We start from the raw sequence: 21,296 nt of genomic DNA on the forward strand, positions 1-21,296 counted from the left end.
GCAGCAGCCCCAAAACCAGCCTCTACAGAGTGTCTGATACACCGCGTTCTTCTTGACTGGGGCTGCTGCGCAGCCCAACGCGGGACAAGCCCGCTCGCCACAGGGAGATTTGTCAGGGTCTGAAAATTTGTGTAGATACCCGAGTTTCAGTTGACATCTACTTAACTGATCCACCGCCATCGGGGGCAAGCCCCCTCCCACATTTTTAACCGCGTTTCAGGCAGTTGATGGAGCGATCCACAGTGGTTTTGGCAATTTCCAGCAAATGCCACACCGCCAAGATCTTCGCCCGCTCCGGGCTTTCCAGTTGCTCCCCACAATCCAACGCAGTCGCCGACGCACTGTCGAGCAAACTGGCGGTGTAGAGCAGGGCATCTTCAAAGCTCAGGTCTTCGTTGACGGAGTGAAAGCCTTGGGTGGGGAGATAGTGATCGATGGCGCGGTTGAAGGCGGCGCGGTCTTTGGCGGGATCGTGGGGTGGATCGGGTAGGACTTTGTTCATTGTGCAACTCCTATTGAACTAAGGAGCTACCGCCAACGCTGCTAAACGAGGGTGGCAGCTGTACGCGGGTTAGCAGACCGGTCAATAGGAAAACCAGCGCACCCGAAGGTGCCCCGCGCACAGCCACCATAAACGCAGATGTGAACCGTGTGCCTATTGACGTCAGGCTGCTAAACCCGATCACTGATGAGCAGTGACGGACCGCAGACTAGCCACCGATTCCAGCAGGCACAAGGCGGCCAGGATTGTCTAGGAAACGTCCTGCAATTAAAAGGGACCGGCCTTGCTGGCCCTTTACAAACCATGACAAAACGCCACCCGCCCAACAATGGAACGCGGTCGATGTGGGAGGGGGCTGACATAGCCATCCATTGATTGGTTTTTATCTGTACGAGCGGTCTGACATGACGGATTTTGACGGTAACGCTGACGAGCTTTCGCTTCTAGCCGGTACACCGGAACGCGTTAAATAGCGGCCCTTTGCTTCCACCGCCGAGCCCCATGGACAACTCCGACATCGCCATCACCCTCGTCTTGATCTCCGCCTTCATGCACGCCACTTGGAATGCCGTCGTCCGCGCCGGCAGCAGCCGCTTCATGACCTTGGCCATGGTCGACGGCACTGCATTGCTGATCTGCCTGGCGGCGTTGCCGCTGGTCAATGTGCCAAACCCGCAGGTGTGGTGCTATGTGCTGGTCTCCGTGGTGCTCAATACGGTCTATCGATTGTTCTTGATAAAGGCCTATGAAACCGGCGATTTCGGCCAGGTCTACCCCGTGATGCGCGGCGTGCCGCCGGTGTTGGTCGCGCTGTTTTCCTACTTCTTGCTGCATGAGCAGCTGTCAGTCCAGGCCATGGCGGGGGTGCTGTTGATTTGCGGGGGGATTATCAGCCTGACGTTTGTGCGCAAGATGACGGCGCAGATGTTCAAGCCGATTCTGATGGCCGTGTGTGCGGGGGTGTTTATTGCGTCCTACACGGTGGTGGATGCCAAAGGGGTAAGAGCCAGTGAGACCGTGGTGCAGTACATCATTTATCTCACGGTATTCCAGAGCATTCCGATCCCGTTGCTGGCGTTTTTCAAGGAGCGGCCGGCACTCGCTCAGGCTGTACGCAGTCATTGGCGGGTGGGGGTGATGGGCGGCGTTTTGTACTTGGCGTCCTACGGCCTGGTGCTGTTTGCGCTGTCGCTGGACGCGGTGGCCAAGGTCTCAGCGCTGCGGGAAACCAGTGTTATTATCGGCGCCATCATTGCTGCGCTGTTCTTCCATGAGCGGTTCGGCTGGCGACGGATGCTTTCGGCGTTCGTCATTGTTTGCGGGATCATCCTGATCAAAGTGAGCACCTGATGGCCCAGCGCCCGCCACCCACGCCGATGCTTCAAGCCTTCGTCAGTGCCGCCCAGACCGGCAGTTTTGCGCGTGCTGCCTCCGAGTTGAATCTCACCGCCAGTGCCATCAGCCATCAAATTGCGGGGCTGGAAGAATGGTGGGGTGTGCAGTTGTTCGAGCGGCATTCGCGGGGTGTGAAACTCACTGCCGCAGGGCACGCGCTATTACCGGTGGCCGAGGATTTTTTCAATGCGCTTGAAGTGGTATTGCAGACACTCAATCCGAATACTCCCCAACCGCTGAGTCTCTCTTGCACCTCCTCGCTCTGTGCTGCGTGGCTGATTCCCAGAATGCACGGTTCGCACGCCGAGGCCTCACTCAACTTGGACCTGGTACTGACCAGCGCCGATATCAGCAGCACTCAGCTTGCGGCGCATCAATTTGACGTGGCGATCGTGATGGGGAATGGCGACTACCCGGACCATCACGTCGAACTGCTGATGCGAGATGCGGTGTTCCCGGTGTGCTCGCCGCAGTTCCAGCGGGTAAATGGCGATATTGCATGGGCGCAGATCGCGCAATATCCGTTGATTCACCGGGCCGACGATCATGTGTGCCCGGGGTGGGAAAGCTGGTTTGCCTTTCAGGGGCTAGCACCGCCGCCGTATCACCGTGGGCCGCGCTTTCCGGATTCCAGCCTGGCCATCAGCCTGGCGGCTAAGGGTGGCGGGATTGCCTTGGGTCGCACGGCGTTGGTCTATGACGCCTTGAAGGACGGCTCGTTAGTCGCTCTGCAGGCTCCGGTGATGATGTCGCCCGTCGCGTACTACATCATTTGTCGAAGCGGACGACAGTCCGAACCGGCGATTGCCCGACTGTTTGAATGGCTCAAGGCCCAGGCTGAGGTGTTTGTGCGTGAGGTGGCGGCCTTTCAGGATCGCTGATCAATTGCCCTCAGCCTCCACTGTTCTCCGACGTCACAATCTGCGGCGCGATATGCACCCGATGCCGCCCCGGATCAAACCCCTCGGCACTCTGCAATTCCACCAGCAACTGCACCAGCGCGTTCGCCGTCTGCCTGGGCTGTGAATCCACCACCACATCGATCAACCCCTGGCTCAGCGCCTGGCGTGACAGCGCCGTGGACTCCTGCAAAATGCAGCACAACGCCGGGCGCTTGGGCAGCTGCGCCAGGGCGCTGATGATGCCGTCGCCGCCGCCGCCCACCACACACAGGCCGCGCAGGTCGGTGTGGCGGGTGAGCAGGTCGAGGGTGGCTTCTTCGGTGATGTCGCAGTTGTCCAGGTTGATCAGCGGCTCCAGCGGTTTGAGACCGGGGGCGTGTTCGGCGAGGTAGCTGTGCAGGCCTTCGACCCGTGCCTGGTGACCGAGGAAGCGATGGCCGCCGAGCAGGATCCCCACGCTGCCTTTGCGGGCGCCACAGGTGCGGGCGAGCAGCCAGCCCATGGTGCGGCCGACCACGTGGTTGTCCTGGCCCACGTAGGGTTCTAGGGCTTGCTCATGAATATCCGAGAGCAGGGCCACCACCGGCACGCCGGCCTCGCGGATTTGTGCCAGGCACGCGTTGATCAGCGGATGGGCGAAGCTGACCACGGCGAGGGCATCGCACTGCACGGCCAGTTGCTCGATCTGCGCGACGATGGCGCTGGGTGTGCGGTCGTTGATGTAGTCGAATTGGCAGGTCAGGTTGGCGGTGGCGTGATGCTGGGCGGCATCGGCAATCGACTGCGCCAGGTGGGCATAGAACGCTTGGGCGGTGCCCAGCAGCAGAATGCCGAAGCGATAGGTCGGCCGGCGTTCGCGTATGCGTTGGCCGATCAGCCGCGCCGCAAAATAGCCCACGGCTTCGGCGGCCTGGAACACCTGCTCGGCCGTCTGCGGATTGACTGGCGCACGCGCATTCAGCACGCGGTCGACGGTCGCCACGCTGAGGCCCGCATGGGCGGCGACGGTGGCGATGGTCGGGCGTTTATTGTTGTTCATGACAGCCCCCTTGAGCGTCTTGATAGAAAACTATCAAGCCCCGCTGGGCCTGGATGATAGCTTGATAGGGAATGGATTCAAGGCCTTGAGGGTGATTTAGCCGCGCTCTATCGTTGGTTTCGCAAAGCACCTGAAACCTCTCGCTTGCGGAGAACAATAACAATGCCTGAACACACCGCTCACACCGCTCGGCGCGACTACAGCCTCACCGGCCCCGAAGCCGCCCGCGCGGCGGAAAAAGGCCTGGTCTCGGCCAGTTGGTACCAATCGCCGATTTCCCGTAAACGCATGAAAGAACTGATGCAACGCCGCGACGCCCCGGCCTTGCGCGACACCGCTATGTGGGTGAGTGCGCTGTTCGCCACCGGCTTCGGCGGCTACTGGTTCTGGGGCACGTGGGCCTGCGTGCCGTTCTTCCTCGTCTATGGCGTGCTGTACGGCACCGCGTCCAACCCGCGCTGGCACGAAACCGGCCACGGCACCGCGTTCAAGACCCGCTGGATGAACGACGCGCTGTACCAGGTCGCAAGCTTCATGTGCATCTTCGAACCCCACGTGTGGCGCTGGAGCCATGCCCGGCACCACACCGACACCATCGTCGTCGGCCGTGACCCGGAGATCGTCGAGCCACGCCCGCCGAGCCTGCCGATGATGTTTCTCAGCCTGTTCAACCTGCCCCTGGCCTGGAAGACCTTCAGCGGTGTGGCGCGCCATGCCATCGGCCAGATGAGTGCCCAGGAGGCGGACTTCATTCCCGAATCCGAGTGGCCCAAGGTGTTCCGCGCCGCGCGTATCTGGGTCGGCATCTATGCGCTGGTCATCGGCACCGCGTTGTACCTGCACAGCTGGTTGCCGCTGATGCTGGTGGGGCCGCCAAGTATCTACGGCGCCTGGCTCGGTTACGTGTTCGGCCTCACCCAGCATGTGGGCCTGGCCGAAGATGTGCTGGACCACCGCAGCAACTGCCGCACGATCTACATGAACCGCGTGCTGCGCTTTATCTACATGGACATGAACTACCACCTTGAGCACCACATGTACCCGATGGTGCCGTACCACGCATTGGCGCAATTGCACGAAGAGATCCGCAACGACTGCCCGCCGCCATACGCCAACCTGTTCGAGGCGTACAAGGAAATCATTCCGACGATCTGGAAGCAGCGCAGCGATTCGACTTACTTCGTCCAGCGTCCTATCCGCCCCAGTGCTGAACCGGCCGCCAGTGCGCCGATGCATGCAGAAGCCACTGCCGGCTGAACCCCACCCAAGAACACGAGAAAACGCCATGAACGATCAATGGATCGACGTCTGCGCCGTGGGCGAAATAGACGAAGAAGACGTGCTGCGCTTCGACCACGGGGCGCACACCTACGCGGTGTTCCGCTCGGCGGACAATGAGTTTTTCGCCACCGCCGGCCTGTGCACCCACGAGAAAATCCACCTCGCCGACGGCCTGGTGATGGACCATGTGATCGAGTGCCCCAAGCACAACGGGCGCTTCGATTACCGCTCCGGCAAGGCCCTCGGCGCGCCGGTATGCGTCAACCTCAAAACCTACCCGGTGCGGGTCGAAGCGGGGCGGGTGTTGCTCGCCGTCACGGCTTGATGATGAACGCCGCCCTGATCATCGTCGGCGCCGGCCATGCCGGTGGCCGCGCGGCATTGACCCTGCGTGAAGAAGGCTACAGCGGGCGCCTGATCCTGATCGGCGACGAGCCGCACTTGCCCTACGAGCGGCCGCCCCTGTCCAAGGGCTTGTTGCAGGGCAGCATGGACCTGGCCGGCTGCAGCCTGTGCGACAGCGCCCGGCTCGCCGAGTTGGGCATCGAACATATCGCCGGTAACCCGGTCCGCCAACTGGACCCGCCGCAGCACCGCCTGCAATTGGCCGACGGCCAGTGGCTGTCCTACGCCGGCCTGTTGCTGGCCACCGGGGGCAGGGCGCGGCGTCTGCCCCAGGAGCAGGCCAACGTGCTGTACCTGCGCACCCACGATGAAGCGTTGGCGCTGAAATCCGCGTTGCGGCCCGGAGCGCGGCTGGTGATTGTCGGCGGCGGGTTTATCGGCCTGGAAGTCGCTGCCACGGCGCGCGGCCTGGGCTGCGAGGTGACGGTGCTCGAAGCCGGGCCTCGATTGGCGGGCCGGGTGCTGGCGCCGGTCATCTCCGAGGCGCTGCTGCAGGTGCATCGTCAACACGGTGTCGACGTGCGCTTAAATGTGGCGCTGGAGTCGGTCCATGCAGAGGCGGTGCAACTGGTGGACGGGCAGTTACTGCCCTGCGACCTGGTGGTGGTCGGCATCGGCATGCAGCCGAATATCGAGCTGGCGGTGGCGGCGGGGCTGGAGGTGGGGCAGGGCATTCGCGTCGACGCGCACCTGCGCACCAGCGCGCCGGACATCTACGCGGCAGGTGATGTTTGCGAGTTTCACCTCGGCGGTGAGTACCAGCGCCAGGAAACCTGGCGCAATGCCGAGGCGCAAGGGCGGCATGCGGCGCTGAACATGCTCGGGCGCGAGCTGGTATTCGAAACGCTCCCCGGTTTCTGGTCCGACCAGTACGACTGGGGCTTGCAGACCGTGGGCGTGATCACGCCGCTGAGCGTCAGCCGCGCATTGCCGGGCGCGGGGCTGTTGCTGTTCTACCTCGACGCCGACCAACGTTTGCAAGGCGCCTGCGGCTGGGCCCCCGGCAATAGCGTGGCCAAGGACGTCAAGCTGTGCGAACGGCTGATCAGCGCGCGCATCGCCCTGAACGCGGCCAGCCTGGCCGACCCCAACGTGTCCCTCAAACACCTGCTGCGAGGCTGATATGCGCCAATTCCTGGTATTCCAATCCCTCTGGGCGATGCACACCGAGCCCGGCCCTATGGAGGCCCAACTCGACCGCATCAAAGCCGCCGGTTTCGACGGCATTACCGATCACTATTGGCAAGCCGCCGATGTCGCGCGCCTGCACGCCGCCGCCACGGCGCGGGGCTTGCAGATCGAGGGCCAGTTGTTCCCGCAAAGCGTCGACGACCTGGCGGCCGCACTGGATGTGATCAGCCGCCATGGCTGCCACCACCTCACCCTGCAAGCCGATGTGCGCCCGCGCAGCCAAACCGAGGCTGCCCGTTTGATCGAAGGCTGGCAACGGCTGGCCGAGCAGGTGGACTTTCCGGTGCTGCTGGAAACCCACCGCTATCGCCTCACCAACGACCTGTTGTTCACCCTCGACCTGCTGGCGCAGATGCCCGATCTGAAGCTGCTGGCGGACCTTTCTCACTACGTGGTCGGGCGCGAGCTGCCCGAGCCCGGCGCCGTTGAGGACGATGAACAGATCCGCACGATCCTGCGCCACAGCTGGGGCTTTCATGGCCGTGTGGCCAGCAGCGAACAGGTGCAGGTGTCGCTGGCGTTCCCCCAGCACCAGGCCTGGGTGCAGCGCTTTGCCGCGTGGTGGCGCTACGGGATCGAAGACTGGCTGGCCCGCCCCGACACCCCGCACAGCCTGTCCTTCACCTGCGAACTGGGCCCGCCGCCCTATGCCATCACCGGCGCCGACGGGCGTGAAATCAGTGACCGCTGGGGTGAGGCGTTGAAGCTCAAGGCCTTGATTCGCGGCGTGTGGCAGGAGTGTCGGAAATGATCTGCTAATCTGCGCGGGTTCACTCCCGCCCTTAGCCTGGATTTGCCCCATGCCGACTTCCTCCGTTCAGCCGCCTCTTGAACCGCAGTCCGTCTGCCACCCGATCACCAGCAGCGCGATCTTTATGGTCGCCACCATCGCCCCCGGCAGTGAAGACGGCGTGCGCGCCTGGTGCGCAGACATCGCCGGGCTGGTGCGTTCGGTGGGCAAGCGCGTGCCGGCGGGCAACCTCACTTGCGTCTGCGGTTTTGGCTCGCAGGCCTGGGACCGCTTGTTCGGCGCACCGCGCCCGGCGGCGTTGCACCCGTTTCGGGAGTTCGGTGTAGAAGGGCGCATGGCGGTGTCGACGCCCGGCGACATCCTGCTGCATATCCGCGCCGAGCAGATGGACCTGTGCTTTGAACTCGCCACCCAGCTGATGACAGCGCTGGGCGATAGCGTGAAGGTGGTGGATGAAGTCCAGGGTTTCCGCTACTTCGACATGCGCAGCATCATTGGCTTTGTCGACGGCACCGAGAACCCGGTTGGGCGCAAGGCCGTGGGCTTCACCATCATCGGCGACGAAGACCCCGGATTCGAAGGCGGCAGCTACGTGCTGGTGCAGAAGTACCTGCACAACATGACCGCCTGGAACAGCCTGACGGTGGAAGCCCAGGAGAAGGTGATCGGGCGCACCAAACTGTCGGATATCGAGTTAGGCGAAGACGCCAAGCCGAGCAATGCCCACAGCGCCCTGACCGTGATCACCGACGAGAACGGCGAAGAAGTCAAAATCCTGCGCGATAACATGCCCTTCGGCCGCCCCGGTGCCGGGGAGTTCGGCACCTACTTCATCGGTTACGCACGCTCGCCGCAGCCGCTGGAGCTGATGCTGGAAAACATGTTCGTCGGCCGCCCGGCAGGCAACTACGATCGCTTGCTCGACTTCAGCACGGCGGTCACCGGCGGGTTGTTTTTCGTGCCGTCGGCTTACCTGCTCGAAGCACTGGCGGAGCGTACGGGCGGGCTATAAGGCAAGGCAGTTCAAATGTGGGAGGGAGCAAGCCCCCTCCCACATGAGATTTATGCCGGGTTGAGACGAGGGGGGGTATATCAACTCAACAGCCCGGTACTGACCGCCACAATCAGGAACACCCCCAGCAGCGCGCGGTAGATCACAAAGGGCCAGGTGGAGAACCGCTCCAGGAACTTCATCAGGCCCCAGATTGCGAAGAACGCCGAGACGCTGGCCACCACCAGCCCGAACAGTAAATGCGGCCAGGCATGGGCGGGCATATCGGCGTGCAGCAGTACCCACAGCTCCTTCAAGCCGGCGAGGGCGATGGCGGGCAGGCCCAGCAGGAAGGAAAAGCGTGCGGCTTCTTCACGTTTGAAATTGAGGAACAAGGCGGCGGTGAGGGTCGAGCCGGAACGCGATACGCCCGGAATCAACGCGCCGATCTGCGCGACTCCGACGATCAGCGCATCGCGCAGGCGCATCTGGCTGACCTCGCGTGTATGCCGGGCGCGCAGCTCGGCCGCCGCCAGCAATACCGCCATCACCACGCAGGAAATCCCGATCACCATCAGCCCGCGCAGCGGCGAATTGCAGGCGTTCAGGGTCGACGACAAGGCCAGCCCGGCAATCCCGATCGGGATAGTCGCCAACACAATCGCCACGGCCAGCTTGAACCATTGATCGTTGTAGTCGCCCCGGCGCACCGCGCCGATGCTGCCAGTGGTCACTTGGCGTACATCGCGCCAGAAATAGCTGACCACCGCCGCCAGTGCCGCCAACTGCATGGCCGCTGAAAACGCCGAGCCGGGGTCTTGCCAGCCGAGCAGGGCGGGCACTACGCGCATATGCGCGGTGGAGGAGACCGGCAACAGTTCGGTAATGCCCTGGATCACGCCCAGGATGAAAATCTGCAAGTAATCCAGGGAGGCGAAGCCCACATCCAGGCCGGCGGTACAGACGTTCGTCAAAATACGTGTCCTTGAGGAAAGGTAGAGATCGGCGAAGTTTATTCGAAATGTTTCAAGAATTTGGCCAAGGCAATCGCTAACTGCAATCGGTTCAGCAAGTAGAAAGGTTCGCGGCGCTATTGGACTGCGCCGAGGTTTTGTGAACAATGGCGCCCTGCGTTTTTTGACCGAGAGCCCAATGCCTGAAACTACCGTGGAACTGATCCAGACCGGCCCTGAAGAATCCGAGTTGATCCGCAACCTCTACCAGTACTACGCCTATGAGTCGTCGGACTGGGAGCAGGAAGATGTCGAGGCGGACGGCCGTTTCTACATCCATGACGAACACCTGACGCGCTACTGGCACGACCCGCAGTGGAGCGCCAACCTGTTGCTGGTCGATGGCTATATCGCCGGCTTCCTGCTGATCGAAGGCAGCGAGTTGCCGGGCATCGACGCTCTGGAACTGGCCGACCTGTTTATCCTCAAGCGCTATCGCCGCAAAGGCATCGGCCGCGCCATCGCCACCCAGGTGCTGTGCAGCGGCGAGGCGGATTGGCTGGTGCGGTTTTATGACCAGGACGAAGTGTCCCAGGCGTTCTGGCGTACGGTGCTGGATAACCTGCCGCGCCCGGTGCAGGCCCTTGAGCTGGCGGATGATCCGCAGTTGATGAGTTACCTGGTTACGCGGGCGGTGTTGCATTAAAGGTTTGCTGCATCGCCTGCGGCGGCTGCCCGAACGCCCTTAAAAACGCCTGGCGCATGCGTTCGCGATCACCGAAACCGGTTTCGCGGGCCACCACTTCCACCGGGTGCCGGCTGGTTTCCATCATCGCGCGCGCAGCTTCGACCCGCAGGGATTCGATGGCCTTGGCCGGGGTTTGCCCGGTTTCTTCGCGGAATACCCGGCTGAACTGGCGCGGGCTCAGCCGGGCCACGTCGGCCAAGGCGTCCACCGACAGGTCGTGTGTGAGGTTTTCGCGGGCGTAGGCCAGGGCCAGTTGCACGCGGTCAGACTTGGGGTCCAGTTCCAGCAATGCCGACAATTGCGACTGCTCGCTGCCCCGGCGCTGGGCGATCACCAGCTTGCGCGCAATGCGCCGGGCGAGGTCGCTGCCCAGGTCGTTCTCCACCATGGCCAGCGCCATGTCCACCCCGGCACTCATGCCGGCGCCGGTCCATACCTGGCCGTCGACGATAAACAGCTTGTCTTCTTCCAGGCGGATGTCCGGGTAGCGCTTGCGAAAGGCCGGCGCGTGGATCCAGTGGGTGGTGGTGCGCTTGCCGTCGAGCAAGCCGGCTTCGGCCAGCACGAAGATGCCCATGCACAACGAGGCGACACGCCGCGATTGAGCCGAGGCGGCCTTGACCAGTTCCAGCAGGTTGGCCTCGGGCAGGCGAAACTCCAGGTAACCGCTGACGATCAGCGTGTCATAGCCTTGGGGCCGCAGGGGCGAGGTGTTCACCGAGAAGCCCTGGGACGTCATCACCGCGCCGCCGCTTTCCGACACCAGGTGAAACTCATACGCCGGCTCACCGCGCAGCAGGTTCGCGCATTCGAACACCGAGCCGAGGCTGAGGCTCAGGGATTGGAAGTTCGGGTAAACCATCAGCGCAACGCTGTGCATCGCATGTCTCCAGGGCGTGGGAGGGTGGATTGTCGGCGCGTGCCGGGTAAACGGCAACCCACTTCGGGCCATGTCCGGAATCCTTGCGCATATGACATTGTGAGGGTTTGGCGCCGCCCCTAACATTCCCTCAACGAACTAGACGACTGGTCTAATCGGACGGAGTGAAGCATGAACAGCGAAACTAAAAGTGCACGGCAGACCATTCTCGACACGGCGCAGTTGATTGTTGGCCGTAAAGGATTCTCTGCGGTGGGCCTGAACGAAATACTTCAAGCCGCCGATGTGCCTAAAGGTTCGTTCTATCACTACTTCAACTCCAAGGATGGCTTCGGTGTCGTGTTGCTCGATACCTACTTCGATAATTACGTGCACGGCATGCAGCAACTGTTCGACCAGCCCGGTTTATCCCAGCACGCCAAGTTGATGCGCTATTGGCAGGCCTGGATCGACAACCAGACCGGCTGCACCGATGCGGGCAAATGCCTTGCCGTCAAACTGGGTGCGGAGGTGTCAGACCTTTCAGAGCCCATGCGGTTGGCGCTGCTGCGTGGCACCTCGCGCACCATCGATTTACTGGCTATCGCCATACAGCGCGGCGTCGACGACGGTTCCCTCAGCGTCGATCAAGCCCCGGAAAGCCTGGCTCGGCGCCTGTACGCGTTGTGGCTGGGGACCAGCGTCATGAGCAAGATCACCCGTACATCCGCGCCGTTTGATGAGGCGTTGCTGCTGACCCGACAGCTGTTGGGTCACCCTGAACACACAGACATTCACTGATCGAGGCACTGGAAAATGAAAGTATTAATGGTACTGACCTCTCACGACCAGCTTGGCGACACCGGCCGCAAGACCGGCTTCTGGCTCGAAGAGTTTGCTGCACCCTATTACGTGTTCAAGGACGCCGGCGCCGAACTGGTGCTGGCTTCCCCGGCCGGTGGCCAGCCGCCGCTGGACCCGGTGAGTGATGAGCCCGACGCGCAAACCGAGCAGACTCGCCGCTTTGCCGCCGACCCTGCCGCGCAACAGGCCCTGGCCAACACGGTCAAGCTGGACACGGTCAACGCCGCCGACTTCGACACCGTGTTCTACCCAGGTGGCCACGGCCCGCTGTGGGACCTGGCAGAGTCGCCGGTGTCCATCGCCCTGATCGAGTCCTTCGAGCGTGCCGGCAAGCCCATTGGTTTTGTCTGCCACGCACCGGGCGCCTTGCGTCACGTCAAGGCCGTCAATGGCGAGCCGCTGGTCAAGGGCCGTCGTGTCACCGGCTTCTCCAACTCGGAAGAAGCGGCGGTGGGCCTGACCGATGTGGTGCCGTTCCTGATTGAAGATGATTTCAAGGCACTGGGCGGCAACTATCAGAAGGGCGCCGACTGGCAATCCTTCGTGCTCGAAGATGGTTTGCTGATCACTGGACAGAACCCTGCCAGTTCCAGTGACGTGGCCAAGGCGCTGCTGAAACTCACCGCATAAGTTAATTAACCCTTCTAATCATTGGCGACTTGCAACAGTCGCCAATGCTTTTGTTCGTCCCGAATTTGGATTACCCCAATGACTAACAGCGTTTTAAGTACCCCGGTAAAACTGGGTCATCACACCTTGAACAACCGTATCGTATTGCCGCCGCTGACGCGCCAGCGCAGCGCACAACCCGGCGACATCGCCACCGACCTGATGGCCGAGTATTACCGCCAGCGCGCTACGGCCGGTTTCATGGTCAGCGAAGGCACACAGATCGAACCGCGTGGCCAGGGTTACGCCTGGACGCCGGGCATCTACACCCCGGCGCAGATCGACGGCTGGCGCAAGGTCACCGACGCGGTGCATGCCGAAGGCGGGGTGATCTTTGCCCAGCTGTGGCATGTGGGCCGTGTGTCCCATAACGCCTTGCAGCCTGACGGCGCCGCACCGGTGGCACCGTCGGCTATTCAGGCCCAGCAAGCCAAGGCCTTTATCGAAACCGCCCCTGGCGCGGGTGAATTGAAGCAACCGCCGGTGCCTCGCGCCTTGAGCGTGCTGGAGATTGAAGAACTGGTCGGGCACTACGCCCAGGCCGCACGCAATGCCCTGGACGCCGGGTTTGACGGCGTGGAAATTCACTCGGCCAACGGTTACCTGGTCAACCAGTTCATCTCAGCCCATTCCAACCAGCGCGACGATGAATACGGCGGCTCGCTGCACAACCGCCTGCGCTTTTTGCGCGAGATCGTCGAAGCGGTCAGCAAGGTGGTCGGGCCGGAGCGCCTGGGCGTGCGGTTCTCGCCGTTGTTCAGCGGCACCGACCAGGACCGTGTGTACATCGGCCTGGTGGAAGAAGACCCGCACCACACCTACATCGAAGCGATCAAAGTGTTGGAGCAGTCAGGCATCGCCTACGTGTCCATCGCCGAAGCCGACTGGGACAACGCCCCCGTGCTGCCCGACACCTTCCGGGAAGCCGTGCGCAGCACCTTCAGCGGTCGGATTATCTATGCCGGTCGTTACACCGCTGAACGCGGCGCGAAACTGGTGGAAGCCGGGCTGGCGGATTTGATTGCATTCGGACGGCCGTTCATTGCCAACCCGGACCTGCCGCAGCGGCTATTCAAGGGCTGGCCGTTGAACCCGCTGCGGGAGGAGGGGATGTATGGTGGGGGTGAGGTTGGCTACATCGACTATCCCACTTACTCCGAGTAAGAACGGGGTCAGTGTGTGGGGCTTGTTTCCGTGGCGGCCTTCGGGCCGACCATGTCGTTGGGGTTGGAATGAGTACATATCCGTTGTTGCGGTAACGGCTGCCTATGGTTCCGCTCTTACAGCGGGTCACTTTTGGAGGGACCCAAAAGTAACCAAAAAGTCCTCGCCCCAACACTCGGCACCTCGCCTAGGCTCGGTGTGCCCTCACTCCGGCTTTGGAGCGTGGGCCGCCGCGATGGGCCATCCTTGGCCCAGCGCGGCTAACCCGGCGTCCTGCCGGGTTACCCACGCTCCAAAGCCTGCGTTCGGCCAGCGTGTTTGACGGGGCGATTTGAGATCAAAAGCCAAAGCGCGGCGGCCTTAGAGCCGACCGGAGTTGGGTCTGCTGTACTCGGTAAATGTGGGAGGGGGCTTGCTCCCGATAGCGGTGAGTCAGTCAACCCAAGTATCACTGACCCATCCTCATCGGGAGCAAGTCGAATCGTCGCACCGCCCCTCCCACATTTGCTTTGTGTTGCCTGCTGATTACCCCACCCGCAACACAATCTTGCCGATGTGGTCCCCACCTTCCATCCGCGCATGAGCCTGGGCCGCGTCGGTGTATTCGTACACCTTGTCGATGATCGGCAGGCAGCGCCCGGCCTCCAGCACCGGCCACACATACTCGCGCAACTGTTCGGCAATCGCGGCTTTTTCAGCCTTGCTGCGCGCTCGCAACAGTGAGCCGGTGATCACCGCGCGTTTGCCGAGGATGCTCAGCAGGTCGACGTCATTGGCCTTGGCGCCGCCGAGGAAACCCAGCATCACCAGGTGGCCGTCCATGGCCAGGGCCTTGAGGTTGTTGTTGAGGTACGAGGCTCCCATGATGTCGAGGATCACATCCACGCCCTGGCCGTCGGTCTTCTGGGCGATAACCTCGGCAAAATCCTGCTCGCGATAATTGATCGGCTCGCCGCCCAGCTGGGCGATGGCCGCGCATTTGTCGGCGCTGCCGGCGGTGGCGAAGGCCTGGATGCCGAACTCGCGGCACAGCATCAGCGCGGTCGTACCGATGCCGCTGGTGCCGCCATGGATCAGCACGCGCTGGCCGGTGTGCGCATCGCCGAGGCCGAACAGGTTGGCCCACACGGTGAAGAAGGTTTCCGGTACGGCGGCGGCTTGAATCCAGTCCATGCCTTCGGGGATCGGCAGCGCCTGGCTGGCGGGCACCGTGCAGAACTGCGCATAGCCGCCGCCGTTGGTCAGGGCGCAGACCTTATCGCCCAGCGCGTATTCGGTCACGCCGTCGCCCAGCGCGGCGACTTCGCCCGCCACTTCCAGGCCCGGCAGCGGGTTCATGCCGGGTTTCATCGGGTACTTGCCGGCGCGTTGCAGGGCGTCGGGGCGATTGACCCCGGCTGCGTGCACGCGAATCAGGATCTCGCCGGGGCCCGCCACCGGTACCTCCGCGCGGCGCGGCTGCAACACCTCGGGGCCACCGGGGGTGGTGATTTCGATCAGGGTCATTTCTTTAGGAAGCGTCATTTCAGATTACCTGCAGCGATGAGCGTATGGGTTGGGACCGTGTCGGACGGTCGACGGTTCAGCAGGCGCATGCCCAGTTCCAGTGCCAGGGCGACCACTATCGCCCCGGCAGCGATCATGAACAACAGCGCATGCTGACCACCGCTGAGGTTGAACAGGGCGGAATAGGCAAACCCCGAGAGCGCCTGGAAAGTCGCAAAGGAGACCGTGGCACGGCTCCACGCGACCTGCTGCTGATGATGGTTGGGGATCAGTTCGTGGACCCGCGCCAGCGCCAACGGCACGATGCCCGGCGGGAACGAACCGAGGATCACCGCGAGGACCGCCAGGCCAGCCAACGAGCCGGCAAACGGCACCGCACCGACGGCAATCGCCTGCACCACCAGCACCACGCGGATGCTCAAGCGTGCCCCCAGTTTGTCTGCCAGGAACCCGTAAGTGACCGGCCCCACAATCGACCCCAGGCCGTACATCACCCAGATCATCGCGCCGATATGCGCCCCGGCCCCCAGGCCACGGGCTACGTAATCCACCAGGAACACCATCGCCGGTACCAGCCCCGCAGCCATAAAGGCGTATTGGGCGAACAGCAGATACACGCCGGAAGGCGTCGCTACGGCCGCGCCGGATGGCGGCGCGTCTTCATGCAGCGTGCCCGAAGGCCAGGCGAACCAGCTGGCGGCGGTCAACACTACGGCCAGCAGGCCCAGGCCGAACCAGGTCTGCTGCAAGCCCAGGCTCAGCAGCGGCGGCACCAGCGTGCCGGAGCCGGCGATGCCCAGGCCGATACCGAGGAAGATCGCGCCACTGGCCAGACCCCGGCGTGCGGCCGGTACATGGGGCAACACGGTCGCTGCTACCAGCACCATGATTGCGCCACCGGCAATCCCCGACAGCAGGCGCCAAGCGAAGAACCACACCACCGACAGCGGGAAGCCGCAGGCGAAGAACGCCAGGGTCACCGCCACCATCATGCTGCGCAGCGCGGTCTTGTTCGAGGTGCGCTGGGCGATGGGCCGCCCGATCAGCGCGCCGATCAAGTAACCCACCAGGTTGGCGGCGCCGAGGTACACCACGTCATTGGCGCTGAACCAGTGGGCCTGGATCAGCGACGGAATCAACGGCGTGTAGGCAAAGCGCGCCAGGCCGATGCTGACCAGGCTGGCGCACAGGCCGGCGAAGATCGGCAGCCACACGGAGTGGCGGGGTGGGGCATGAGTGTCGAGCATGATGGCGGTCCTGGGTATTTTTCTCTGGTGCCCAGCATATCCAGGTTTATCGATGCAATAATGCAGCGATTACACGTCATGGCGATGCATATATGCAGCGCAAGGAGTCAGCATGAATTGGGATGATGCACGGGTGTTCCTGGCAGTCTGCCGCGAGTCGACACTGCGCGGTGCCGCACGGGTATTGGGCGTCGACCAGGCCACCGTGGGCCGACGGGTCAATGCCCTGGAAAAGTCCCTGAGTGCAACGCTGTTCCTGCGCACCTCCGAAGGCTACGCACTGACCGCCGTCGGCGAGGCCGCGTTGCTCTCGGTGGAAAAAATGGAACGCTCGGCGCTCGACCTGGAGCGCCAGATCCAGGGCCTGGATGACCGCCTGACCGGCACCGTACGCGTCAGCACCACCGACTCCCTGGCCACCGACTTCCTGATTCCCGCGATTGCGCGCCTGCACGCCCAGCACCCCGATGTGCGCGTGCAGCTGGATGCGTCGACCCAGTTCCTGAGCCTGGCCAAACGCGAAACCGACATCGCCGTGCGCAACACGCGCCCGGACAGCCCCGACCTGATTGCCCGGCGTCTCGCGCGCTGGCCGGTGGGGTTGTTTGCGTCCCAGGCTTATATCGATCGCCAGGGCGCACCGGAGCCGGGCAGCCTGTTTGAAGGGCATGACCTCGTGGTCTATCAACCGTACCTGCAAACCCAGAAGGACATGACCCTGGTCTCCGAACCCCTGGGCCGTGGGCGCATCGTTGCCGCCCTGAGTTCCAGCCTGCTGGTGCGCCGCTCCATCGCCGCCGGGATCGGCATCGGCGAAATCCCGATCCTCACCGGCGAGCGCGACGGGCTGGTGCGCCTGTGGCCCGCGCGCACGCGGCCGTTGCCCTACGACGTCTGGCTGGTGACCCACGCCGACCTGCGCCACACCGCGCGGGTACGGGCGGTGATCGATGAAATCGTCGCGGGGTTTGCCGGCACCGGGGAGTGAGGTCAGCACACGGTTGCAAGCGTGCGTACCGCTCTGTGGACACAATCGACGTCGATAACGTGTCAACCAACCGGAGCGCATATGAACGAATCAAGACACCAGGACCTGGGGCTGCTGTTTCTGCGGGGCAGCGGGGCGTTGTTCCTGCTGTGGGTGCATGGCTTGCCCAAATTGCTCAACTACAGCGAGCAGTTGAAGCTGATCGAAGACCCGTTTCACCTCGGCGCCCATGTCACCTTGCTGCTGGCGATTTTCGCCGAAGTGCTGTGCCCGCTGCTGATCATCGCCGGGGTGCTGGTGCGCCTGGCGTGCCTGCCGATTCTGGCGGTGCTGTTGATCGCGATGGTGGTGGTGCATCCGGAGTGGACGTTGCTGGAAGGGCAATTCGGCTGGCTGCTGTTGATCATTTTCACCAGCATCCTGATTGCCGGACCAGGGCGCCTGGCACTGGAAAAAAAGGCCGGGTAAACCAACCCCTTTAGGAGCGAGCTTGCTCGCGAAGAACTCGATAGCGACGCGTTAAATCTGATTTACTGCGTCATCGTTGACGATCTTCGCGAGCAAGCTCGCTCCTACAGGGGGAGTGGCGTGCCGGCCAAAGGAGCGGGTGTTTCAGCGCTGCAGGAACGCCAGCAGGTCTTCGTTCAAGGCCTGAGCGTGGGTCACGGCAAAACCGTGCGGCGCATCCTTGTACACCTTCAGCTCGGCGCCCTTGATCATCTCGGCGGCTACCTTGCCGGTGGTCTCGAACGGCACGATCTGGTCGCCGTCACCGTGGATCACCAGGGTCGGCACGTCGATCTTGGCCATGTCCGGGCGGAAGTCGGTCTCGGAGAAGGCGGTGACGCAATCCACGGTCGACTTGAGGGACGCCAGCATGGCGATCTGCAGGGTCTGGGTCAGCGTACCTTCGGAAACGACCTGGCCCTTGTTGATGCCGAAGAACGGCGTGTTGAAGTCCGCGATGAACTGCGCACGGTCTTTCAGCAACCCGGCCTTGATGCCGTCGAACACTTCGGTCGGCACGCCCTGGGGGTAATCGGGCTTCTGGCCGAAGATCGGCGTCACTGCGCCCAACAGCACCAGGCCGGCCACGCGTGCACTGCCGTGGCGTGCGATGTAGCGGGCCACGTCGCCGCCGCCCATGGAGAAACCCACCAGGGTCACGTCCTTGAGGTCCAGGTGTTCGATCAACTGCGCGATGTCGTCGGCGAAGGTGTTGTAGTCGTTGCCGGTCCACGGCTGGTCCGAGCGACCAAAGCCACGGCGGTCGAACGCGATGGTGCGAAAGCCACGGCTGCTCAGGTATTCCATCTGGTATTCCCACATGTCGGCATCCAGCGGCCAGCCGTGGCTGAACAGCACGGGCTTACCGCTGCCCCAATCCTTGAAGTAGATCTGGGTACCGTCTTTGGCAACGAATGTGCTCATGGAAAACTCCTTGATTTGAGGGACTGAAAAACCAGCCTCACTATTGCCCGAAACCGGGCCGGGGGCTTGTACGGGTGTGCTTGCCTGGGGTCACCAACTGAACTTGAGCTCGACCCCCAGGTAATTGCTGTCATCGCCGCCGGCATCGCGCAAGGTGCGGCCGACCGCGTAGTGCACTGCTTCAACCGCGCCGGTGAGGTTCGGCGTAAACACATAATCGGTACGCAGCTGACCATAGGCACCGGTCCAGCGTTCACCCTGGCCTGCGGTGCCTGCGACCGGCAGGTTTGGCTGGGTGTACACCGCGTCGCTGGTGGTCTGGCGCCACAACAGGCCGACGGCGGTCTGCACGCTGAGCTTGTCGATGGGCTTGACGGTGATCGACGGTTTGACGTGAATCAGGTTGCTGTAGCCCGTATAGCCGGCCAGGGAAAAATAGTAGCCGTTGGGGAACAGCGGGTTGAACGTGCCGACGGTGCCGTCCCCGGTCTGGCGGTCGCCCGAGGCAATGTCCAGCTGCAGGCCGATGCGCGGTTTCCACGCCAGGCTGTCGAAGGTGTAGCCGGTGCGGCTGCCGCCGGCCCAGGCGCGAATATCCTTGCTGCCCACCGAGCCGCTTTGCAGCATGGCTTCAATGTCCCAGTCGAACCCCTCGGCCGCACCGCCCAGGCGTGCGTCGAACAGATGGCGGGTTTCATCTCCGTCCGCATCCAGATAGTGCGCGGCGCTGCGCTCGTACACGCCGTAGTAGGCCGACAGCTCATTCTTGCCCCCCACCAGCCGCTCGACCCGCAGCATGTGGAAGCGCGCGTCACTGTTGGATTTGTCGTCGAAGTGCCGCCCGTCCTGATACTGCACCGGCTGGCTGGCAATCCCGATAAAGCGCCAGTTGGACGTCTCCCAATCGGCCCACAGCGCATCGAAGGATTGCCGCACATTCGGGCCGTCCCGCGATGAGATGAAACGCTGCAAGTCGAAGGCGAAGTCCTGGCGCCCGACACGCGCCTTGAGCGTGCCACTGGCGAAAGCGTTGACGTATTCGGCAAAGGCCAGGCGCAAATCGACGCGGTTCTGATCGGCGCCGCCGACCGTGGTCTTGTCGTAGGCGCGTACATCTTCGAGTTGGGTGAAGAGCCGCCAGTGTTCGTTCAAGTGCAGGTCGGCGTGCACCTGGAAGCGCTGGATCAGGTAGCGATCACGCTTCACGTCCTTCACCCCAAAACCACTGGCATCGTTCATCTCGAAGCGCTCGCGCAACGTCGCCCCCAATGACAAATAGGTGAACGGGTTGGCGCTGGACAGCGGGATGTACTTCAAGCTGTCCAGCGGCTGCGTGCGCAACGCCGGATCCTTGAGCACCGACCAGTCCTCCTGCCAGCGGTTGGTCTTGATGGCCGGGCGTGTCGGTTGATCGGCGGCGTGGGCGCTGCCGAGCAGCAGCGGCCACAGCACGGCCAGGCCCCAGCCTGTGCGGCGAATCATTTTGCGGCGTGGAGCTGGTGAATTTCCGCGACGTAGCCGCCGGGGAATTCAACCACGGCGCTGCGACGACCCTTGCTGTCAAAGGCCGGCACCAAGACCTTGGCGCCCGAGCCGGTGGCCTTGCCCAACGTTGCCGTCAGGTCAGGCACTTGATAACCGGTGGTCTCGTGGCCGAAGGGGTAGGGCAGTTGGCCGTTGGTGACCAGCACCGCCATGCGCCCAAATGGCGACTCGATATCGACGCGACGGTAAGTGCCAGTGGCTTGACCCACATCGACGCCGGGCGCGTGTTTGTCATCGGCCAGGACCTTGCCGTGGGAGAAGCCCAGGAACGCTTTGATAAAGGCGTCAGCGCGATCGGTGGACAGGTACACGCGGTTTTCCGGCACGGTCTGGAATGCCGCGTAGTCCGGGGTCTTGGTATGCCAGTAGAGCTGCATGTTCACGCCACCCGGCCATTGCACCACGGCGTCACGCCCGATCGGGTCCGGGAAGTCGCTGACGATAACGGCGGCGCCGTTTTCTCGCGCGGCTTTGAGTGCCGCGTCCATGTCCTTGACCAGGTAGCCGTTGCGTTCCTGGCCGAAGGGGTGCGGGATGGGCGTGGTGAAACCGAACAGCGACACCGTGCCCGCCGGCGTCTGCAGCAGTTGCGAGGTGGTACTGCTCGGCACCGGCAGCACGTTCACCACCACTTGGGGCGTGCTTTTGCCGCCAAAGGTGGCGAGGAAACTCTGGGCGAAACGGTCCACATCCGCCGGGGCCACATAGACGTGGCTGGTGTCGTATTGCGGCGCCACGGCCACGCTCGGGGTCGCCGCGAAGGCATTGCCCATCATTGCGCTCGCCAGCAGCGTCAATGCCACAGATACCTTGATTGCTTTGCTACGCATGCCCACTCTCCAACACTTCTACGTGATTGAAGCCG

The 21,296-nt window shown here is 63.0% G+C and carries 21 protein-coding genes and 1 pseudogene; 13 read left to right on the forward strand and 9 right to left on the reverse strand.

The features are described from left to right. Nucleotides 1-205: 205 nt before the first annotated feature. On the reverse strand, nt 206-502 hold the full coding sequence (locus AD670_RS04815; protein ID WP_053128775.1) for a DUF6124 family protein: 297 nt from the start codon (nt 500-502) through the stop codon (nt 206-208). Between the two features lie 501 nt (nt 503-1,003). On the opposite strand from AD670_RS04815, the gene AD670_RS04820 reads away from it, so the two are divergent. Together AD670_RS04820 and AD670_RS04825 are read left to right on the forward strand one after the other, a co-directional pair. Next, nucleotides 1,004-1,852: an EamA family transporter gene (locus tag AD670_RS04820; protein ID WP_053128776.1), complete on the forward strand. Its 849-nt coding sequence runs from the start codon at nt 1,004-1,006 to the stop codon at nt 1,850-1,852. Beyond that, complete coding sequence (locus AD670_RS04825) at nt 1,852-2,778, forward strand: LysR substrate-binding domain-containing protein (protein WP_053128778.1); 927 nt, start codon at nt 1,852-1,854, stop codon at nt 2,776-2,778. Before AD670_RS04820 ends, AD670_RS04825 begins: the two co-directional genes overlap by 1 nt. A 10-nt stretch (nt 2,779-2,788) precedes the next feature. On the opposite strand, the gene AD670_RS04830 is transcribed toward AD670_RS04825, so the two are convergent. After that, nucleotides 2,789-3,838: a LacI family DNA-binding transcriptional regulator gene (locus tag AD670_RS04830; protein ID WP_053128779.1), complete on the reverse strand. Its 1,050-nt coding sequence runs from the start codon at nt 3,836-3,838 to the stop codon at nt 2,789-2,791. A 162-nt stretch (nt 3,839-4,000) separates the two neighbouring features. Here AD670_RS04830 and AD670_RS04835 point away from each other — a divergent pair, with 162 nt between their 5' ends. The 5 genes from AD670_RS04835 to AD670_RS04855 are packed head-to-tail and all read left to right on the forward strand — an operon-like array spanning nt 4,001 to nt 8,478. Next, on the forward strand, nt 4,001-5,095 hold the full coding sequence (locus tag AD670_RS04835; protein ID WP_053128780.1) for a fatty acid desaturase family protein: 1,095 nt from the start codon (nt 4,001-4,003) through the stop codon (nt 5,093-5,095). A gap of 28 nt (nt 5,096-5,123) precedes the next feature. Next, nucleotides 5,124-5,444, forward strand: coding sequence for a MocE family 2Fe-2S type ferredoxin (locus AD670_RS04840; protein ID WP_053128781.1), 321 nt, complete (start codon nt 5,124-5,126; stop codon nt 5,442-5,444). 2 nt (nt 5,445-5,446) lie between these two features. Next, nucleotides 5,447-6,646, forward strand: a complete 1,200-nt coding sequence (locus AD670_RS04845) for an NAD(P)/FAD-dependent oxidoreductase (protein ID WP_053128782.1) — start codon at nt 5,447-5,449, stop codon at nt 6,644-6,646. 1 nt (nt 6,647) lies between these two features. Further along, complete coding sequence (locus tag AD670_RS04850) at nt 6,648-7,466, forward strand: sugar phosphate isomerase/epimerase (protein WP_053128783.1); 819 nt, start codon at nt 6,648-6,650, stop codon at nt 7,464-7,466. A gap of 49 nt (nt 7,467-7,515) precedes the next feature. Then, nucleotides 7,516-8,478, forward strand: coding sequence for a Dyp-type peroxidase (locus AD670_RS04855; protein WP_053128785.1), 963 nt, complete (start codon nt 7,516-7,518; stop codon nt 8,476-8,478). A gap of 80 nt (nt 8,479-8,558) precedes the next feature. On the opposite strand, the gene AD670_RS04860 is transcribed toward AD670_RS04855, so the two are convergent. Then, nucleotides 8,559-9,431, reverse strand: coding sequence for an undecaprenyl-diphosphate phosphatase (locus AD670_RS04860; protein ID WP_053128787.1), 873 nt, complete (start codon nt 9,429-9,431; stop codon nt 8,559-8,561). Between the two features lie 178 nt (nt 9,432-9,609). Here AD670_RS04860 and AD670_RS04865 point away from each other — a divergent pair, with 178 nt between their 5' ends. Then, a complete protein-coding gene (locus AD670_RS04865; protein WP_053129121.1) occupies nt 9,610-10,116 on the forward strand; it encodes a GNAT family N-acetyltransferase in 507 nt (168 codons plus the stop codon). On the opposite strand, the gene AD670_RS04870 is transcribed toward AD670_RS04865, so the two are convergent. Then, the gene (locus AD670_RS04870; protein ID WP_053128789.1) at nt 10,094-11,038 is read right to left on the reverse strand and encodes a GlxA family transcriptional regulator; all 945 of its coding nucleotides are present in this window, start codon (nt 11,036-11,038) and stop codon (nt 10,094-10,096) included. The genes AD670_RS04865 and AD670_RS04870 overlap by 23 nt on opposite strands. Nucleotides 11,039-11,209: 171 nt before the next feature. Here AD670_RS04870 and AD670_RS04875 point away from each other — a divergent pair. The 3 genes and pseudogenes from AD670_RS04875 to AD670_RS04885 all read left to right on the forward strand — a co-directional run bounded on the left by AD670_RS04875 (nt 11,210) and on the right by AD670_RS04885 (nt 13,714). Next, nucleotides 11,210-11,837 (forward strand): annotated as a pseudogene (locus tag AD670_RS04875) (TetR/AcrR family transcriptional regulator). Next, nucleotides 11,834-12,511, forward strand: a complete 678-nt coding sequence (locus tag AD670_RS04880) for a type 1 glutamine amidotransferase domain-containing protein (protein WP_053128793.1) — start codon at nt 11,834-11,836, stop codon at nt 12,509-12,511. Before AD670_RS04875 ends, AD670_RS04880 begins: the two are co-directional and overlap by 4 nt. A 78-nt stretch (nt 12,512-12,589) precedes the next feature. Continuing rightward, on the forward strand, nt 12,590-13,714 hold the full coding sequence (locus AD670_RS04885) for an alkene reductase (RefSeq protein ID WP_053128795.1): 1,125 nt from the start codon (nt 12,590-12,592) through the stop codon (nt 13,712-13,714). 525 nt (nt 13,715-14,239) lie between these two features. On the opposite strand, the gene AD670_RS04890 is transcribed toward AD670_RS04885, so the two are convergent. Then, the gene (locus AD670_RS04890) at nt 14,240-15,238 is read right to left on the reverse strand and encodes an NAD(P)H-quinone oxidoreductase (protein ID WP_053128797.1); all 999 of its coding nucleotides are present in this window, start codon (nt 15,236-15,238) and stop codon (nt 14,240-14,242) included. Then, a complete protein-coding gene (locus AD670_RS04895; protein WP_053128799.1) occupies nt 15,235-16,467 on the reverse strand; it encodes a YbfB/YjiJ family MFS transporter in 1,233 nt (410 codons plus the stop codon). The genes AD670_RS04890 and AD670_RS04895 overlap by 4 nt, the downstream gene beginning before the upstream one ends. 112 nt (nt 16,468-16,579) lie before the next feature. Between AD670_RS04895 and AD670_RS04900 the strand changes: the two genes are divergently transcribed. Together AD670_RS04900 and AD670_RS04905 are read left to right on the forward strand one after the other, a co-directional pair. Continuing rightward, the gene (locus tag AD670_RS04900; RefSeq protein WP_053128800.1) at nt 16,580-17,455 is read left to right on the forward strand and encodes a LysR family transcriptional regulator; all 876 of its coding nucleotides are present in this window, start codon (nt 16,580-16,582) and stop codon (nt 17,453-17,455) included. A gap of 81 nt (nt 17,456-17,536) precedes the next feature. Then, nucleotides 17,537-17,923, forward strand: coding sequence for a DoxX family protein (locus AD670_RS04905; RefSeq protein ID WP_053128802.1), 387 nt, complete (start codon nt 17,537-17,539; stop codon nt 17,921-17,923). 144 nt (nt 17,924-18,067) lie between these two features. Here the strand turns inward: AD670_RS04905 and AD670_RS04910 are convergent, their stop codons facing one another. The 3 genes from AD670_RS04910 to AD670_RS04920 all read right to left on the reverse strand — a co-directional run bounded on the left by AD670_RS04910 (nt 18,068) and on the right by AD670_RS04920 (nt 21,261). Next, nucleotides 18,068-18,886, reverse strand: a complete 819-nt coding sequence (locus AD670_RS04910; protein WP_053128803.1) for an alpha/beta fold hydrolase — start codon at nt 18,884-18,886, stop codon at nt 18,068-18,070. Between the two features lie 90 nt (nt 18,887-18,976). After that, complete coding sequence (locus AD670_RS04915) at nt 18,977-20,368, reverse strand: alginate export family protein (RefSeq protein WP_053128804.1); 1,392 nt, start codon at nt 20,366-20,368, stop codon at nt 18,977-18,979. Then, complete coding sequence (locus AD670_RS04920; protein ID WP_053128806.1) at nt 20,365-21,261, reverse strand: VOC family protein; 897 nt, start codon at nt 21,259-21,261, stop codon at nt 20,365-20,367. Before AD670_RS04920 ends, AD670_RS04915 begins: the two co-directional genes overlap by 4 nt. Nucleotides 21,262-21,296: the final 35 nt, after the last annotated feature.

It is taken from the genome of Pseudomonas sp. MIACH (assembly GCF_001269925.1).
Lineage (GTDB): Bacteria > Pseudomonadota > Gammaproteobacteria > Pseudomonadales > Pseudomonadaceae > Aquipseudomonas.

Bases quoted from the DNA above. Each gene is read 5' to 3' on its own strand.
- AD670_RS04840 (WP_053128781.1), top strand. From the start codon at position 5,124: ATGAACGATCAATGGATCGACGTCTGCGCCGTGGGCGAAATAGACGAA.
- AD670_RS04845 (WP_053128782.1), top strand. From the start codon at position 5,447: ATGAACGCCGCCCTGATCATCGTCGGCGCCGGCCATGCCGGTGGCCGC.
- AD670_RS04885 (WP_053128795.1), top strand. From the start codon at position 12,590: ATGACTAACAGCGTTTTAAGTACCCCGGTAAAACTGGGTCATCACACC.
- AD670_RS04900 (WP_053128800.1), top strand. From the start codon at position 16,580: ATGAATTGGGATGATGCACGGGTGTTCCTGGCAGTCTGCCGCGAGTCG.
- AD670_RS04865 (WP_053129121.1), top strand. From the start codon at position 9,610: ATGCCTGAAACTACCGTGGAACTGATCCAGACCGGCCCTGAAGAATCC.
- AD670_RS04880 (WP_053128793.1), top strand. From the start codon at position 11,834: ATGAAAGTATTAATGGTACTGACCTCTCACGACCAGCTTGGCGACACC.
- AD670_RS04835 (WP_053128780.1), top strand. From the start codon at position 4,001: ATGCCTGAACACACCGCTCACACCGCTCGGCGCGACTACAGCCTCACC.
- AD670_RS04815 (WP_053128775.1), bottom strand. From the start codon at position 502: ATGAACAAAGTCCTACCCGATCCACCCCACGATCCCGCCAAAGACCGC.
- AD670_RS04820 (WP_053128776.1), top strand. From the start codon at position 1,004: ATGGACAACTCCGACATCGCCATCACCCTCGTCTTGATCTCCGCCTTC.
- AD670_RS04905 (WP_053128802.1), top strand. From the start codon at position 17,537: ATGAACGAATCAAGACACCAGGACCTGGGGCTGCTGTTTCTGCGGGGC.
- AD670_RS04920 (WP_053128806.1), bottom strand. From the start codon at position 21,261: ATGCGTAGCAAAGCAATCAAGGTATCTGTGGCATTGACGCTGCTGGCG.
- AD670_RS04850 (WP_053128783.1), top strand. From the start codon at position 6,648: ATGCGCCAATTCCTGGTATTCCAATCCCTCTGGGCGATGCACACCGAG.
- AD670_RS04910 (WP_053128803.1), bottom strand. From the start codon at position 18,886: ATGAGCACATTCGTTGCCAAAGACGGTACCCAGATCTACTTCAAGGAT.
- AD670_RS04825 (WP_053128778.1), top strand. From the start codon at position 1,852: ATGGCCCAGCGCCCGCCACCCACGCCGATGCTTCAAGCCTTCGTCAGT.
- AD670_RS04890 (WP_053128797.1), bottom strand. From the start codon at position 15,238: ATGACGCTTCCTAAAGAAATGACCCTGATCGAAATCACCACCCCCGGT.
- AD670_RS04915 (WP_053128804.1), bottom strand. From the start codon at position 20,368: ATGATTCGCCGCACAGGCTGGGGCCTGGCCGTGCTGTGGCCGCTGCTG.
- AD670_RS04830 (WP_053128779.1), bottom strand. From the start codon at position 3,838: ATGAACAACAATAAACGCCCGACCATCGCCACCGTCGCCGCCCATGCG.
- AD670_RS04895 (WP_053128799.1), bottom strand. From the start codon at position 16,467: ATGCTCGACACTCATGCCCCACCCCGCCACTCCGTGTGGCTGCCGATC.
- AD670_RS04870 (WP_053128789.1), bottom strand. From the start codon at position 11,038: ATGCACAGCGTTGCGCTGATGGTTTACCCGAACTTCCAATCCCTGAGC.
- AD670_RS04855 (WP_053128785.1), top strand. From the start codon at position 7,516: ATGCCGACTTCCTCCGTTCAGCCGCCTCTTGAACCGCAGTCCGTCTGC.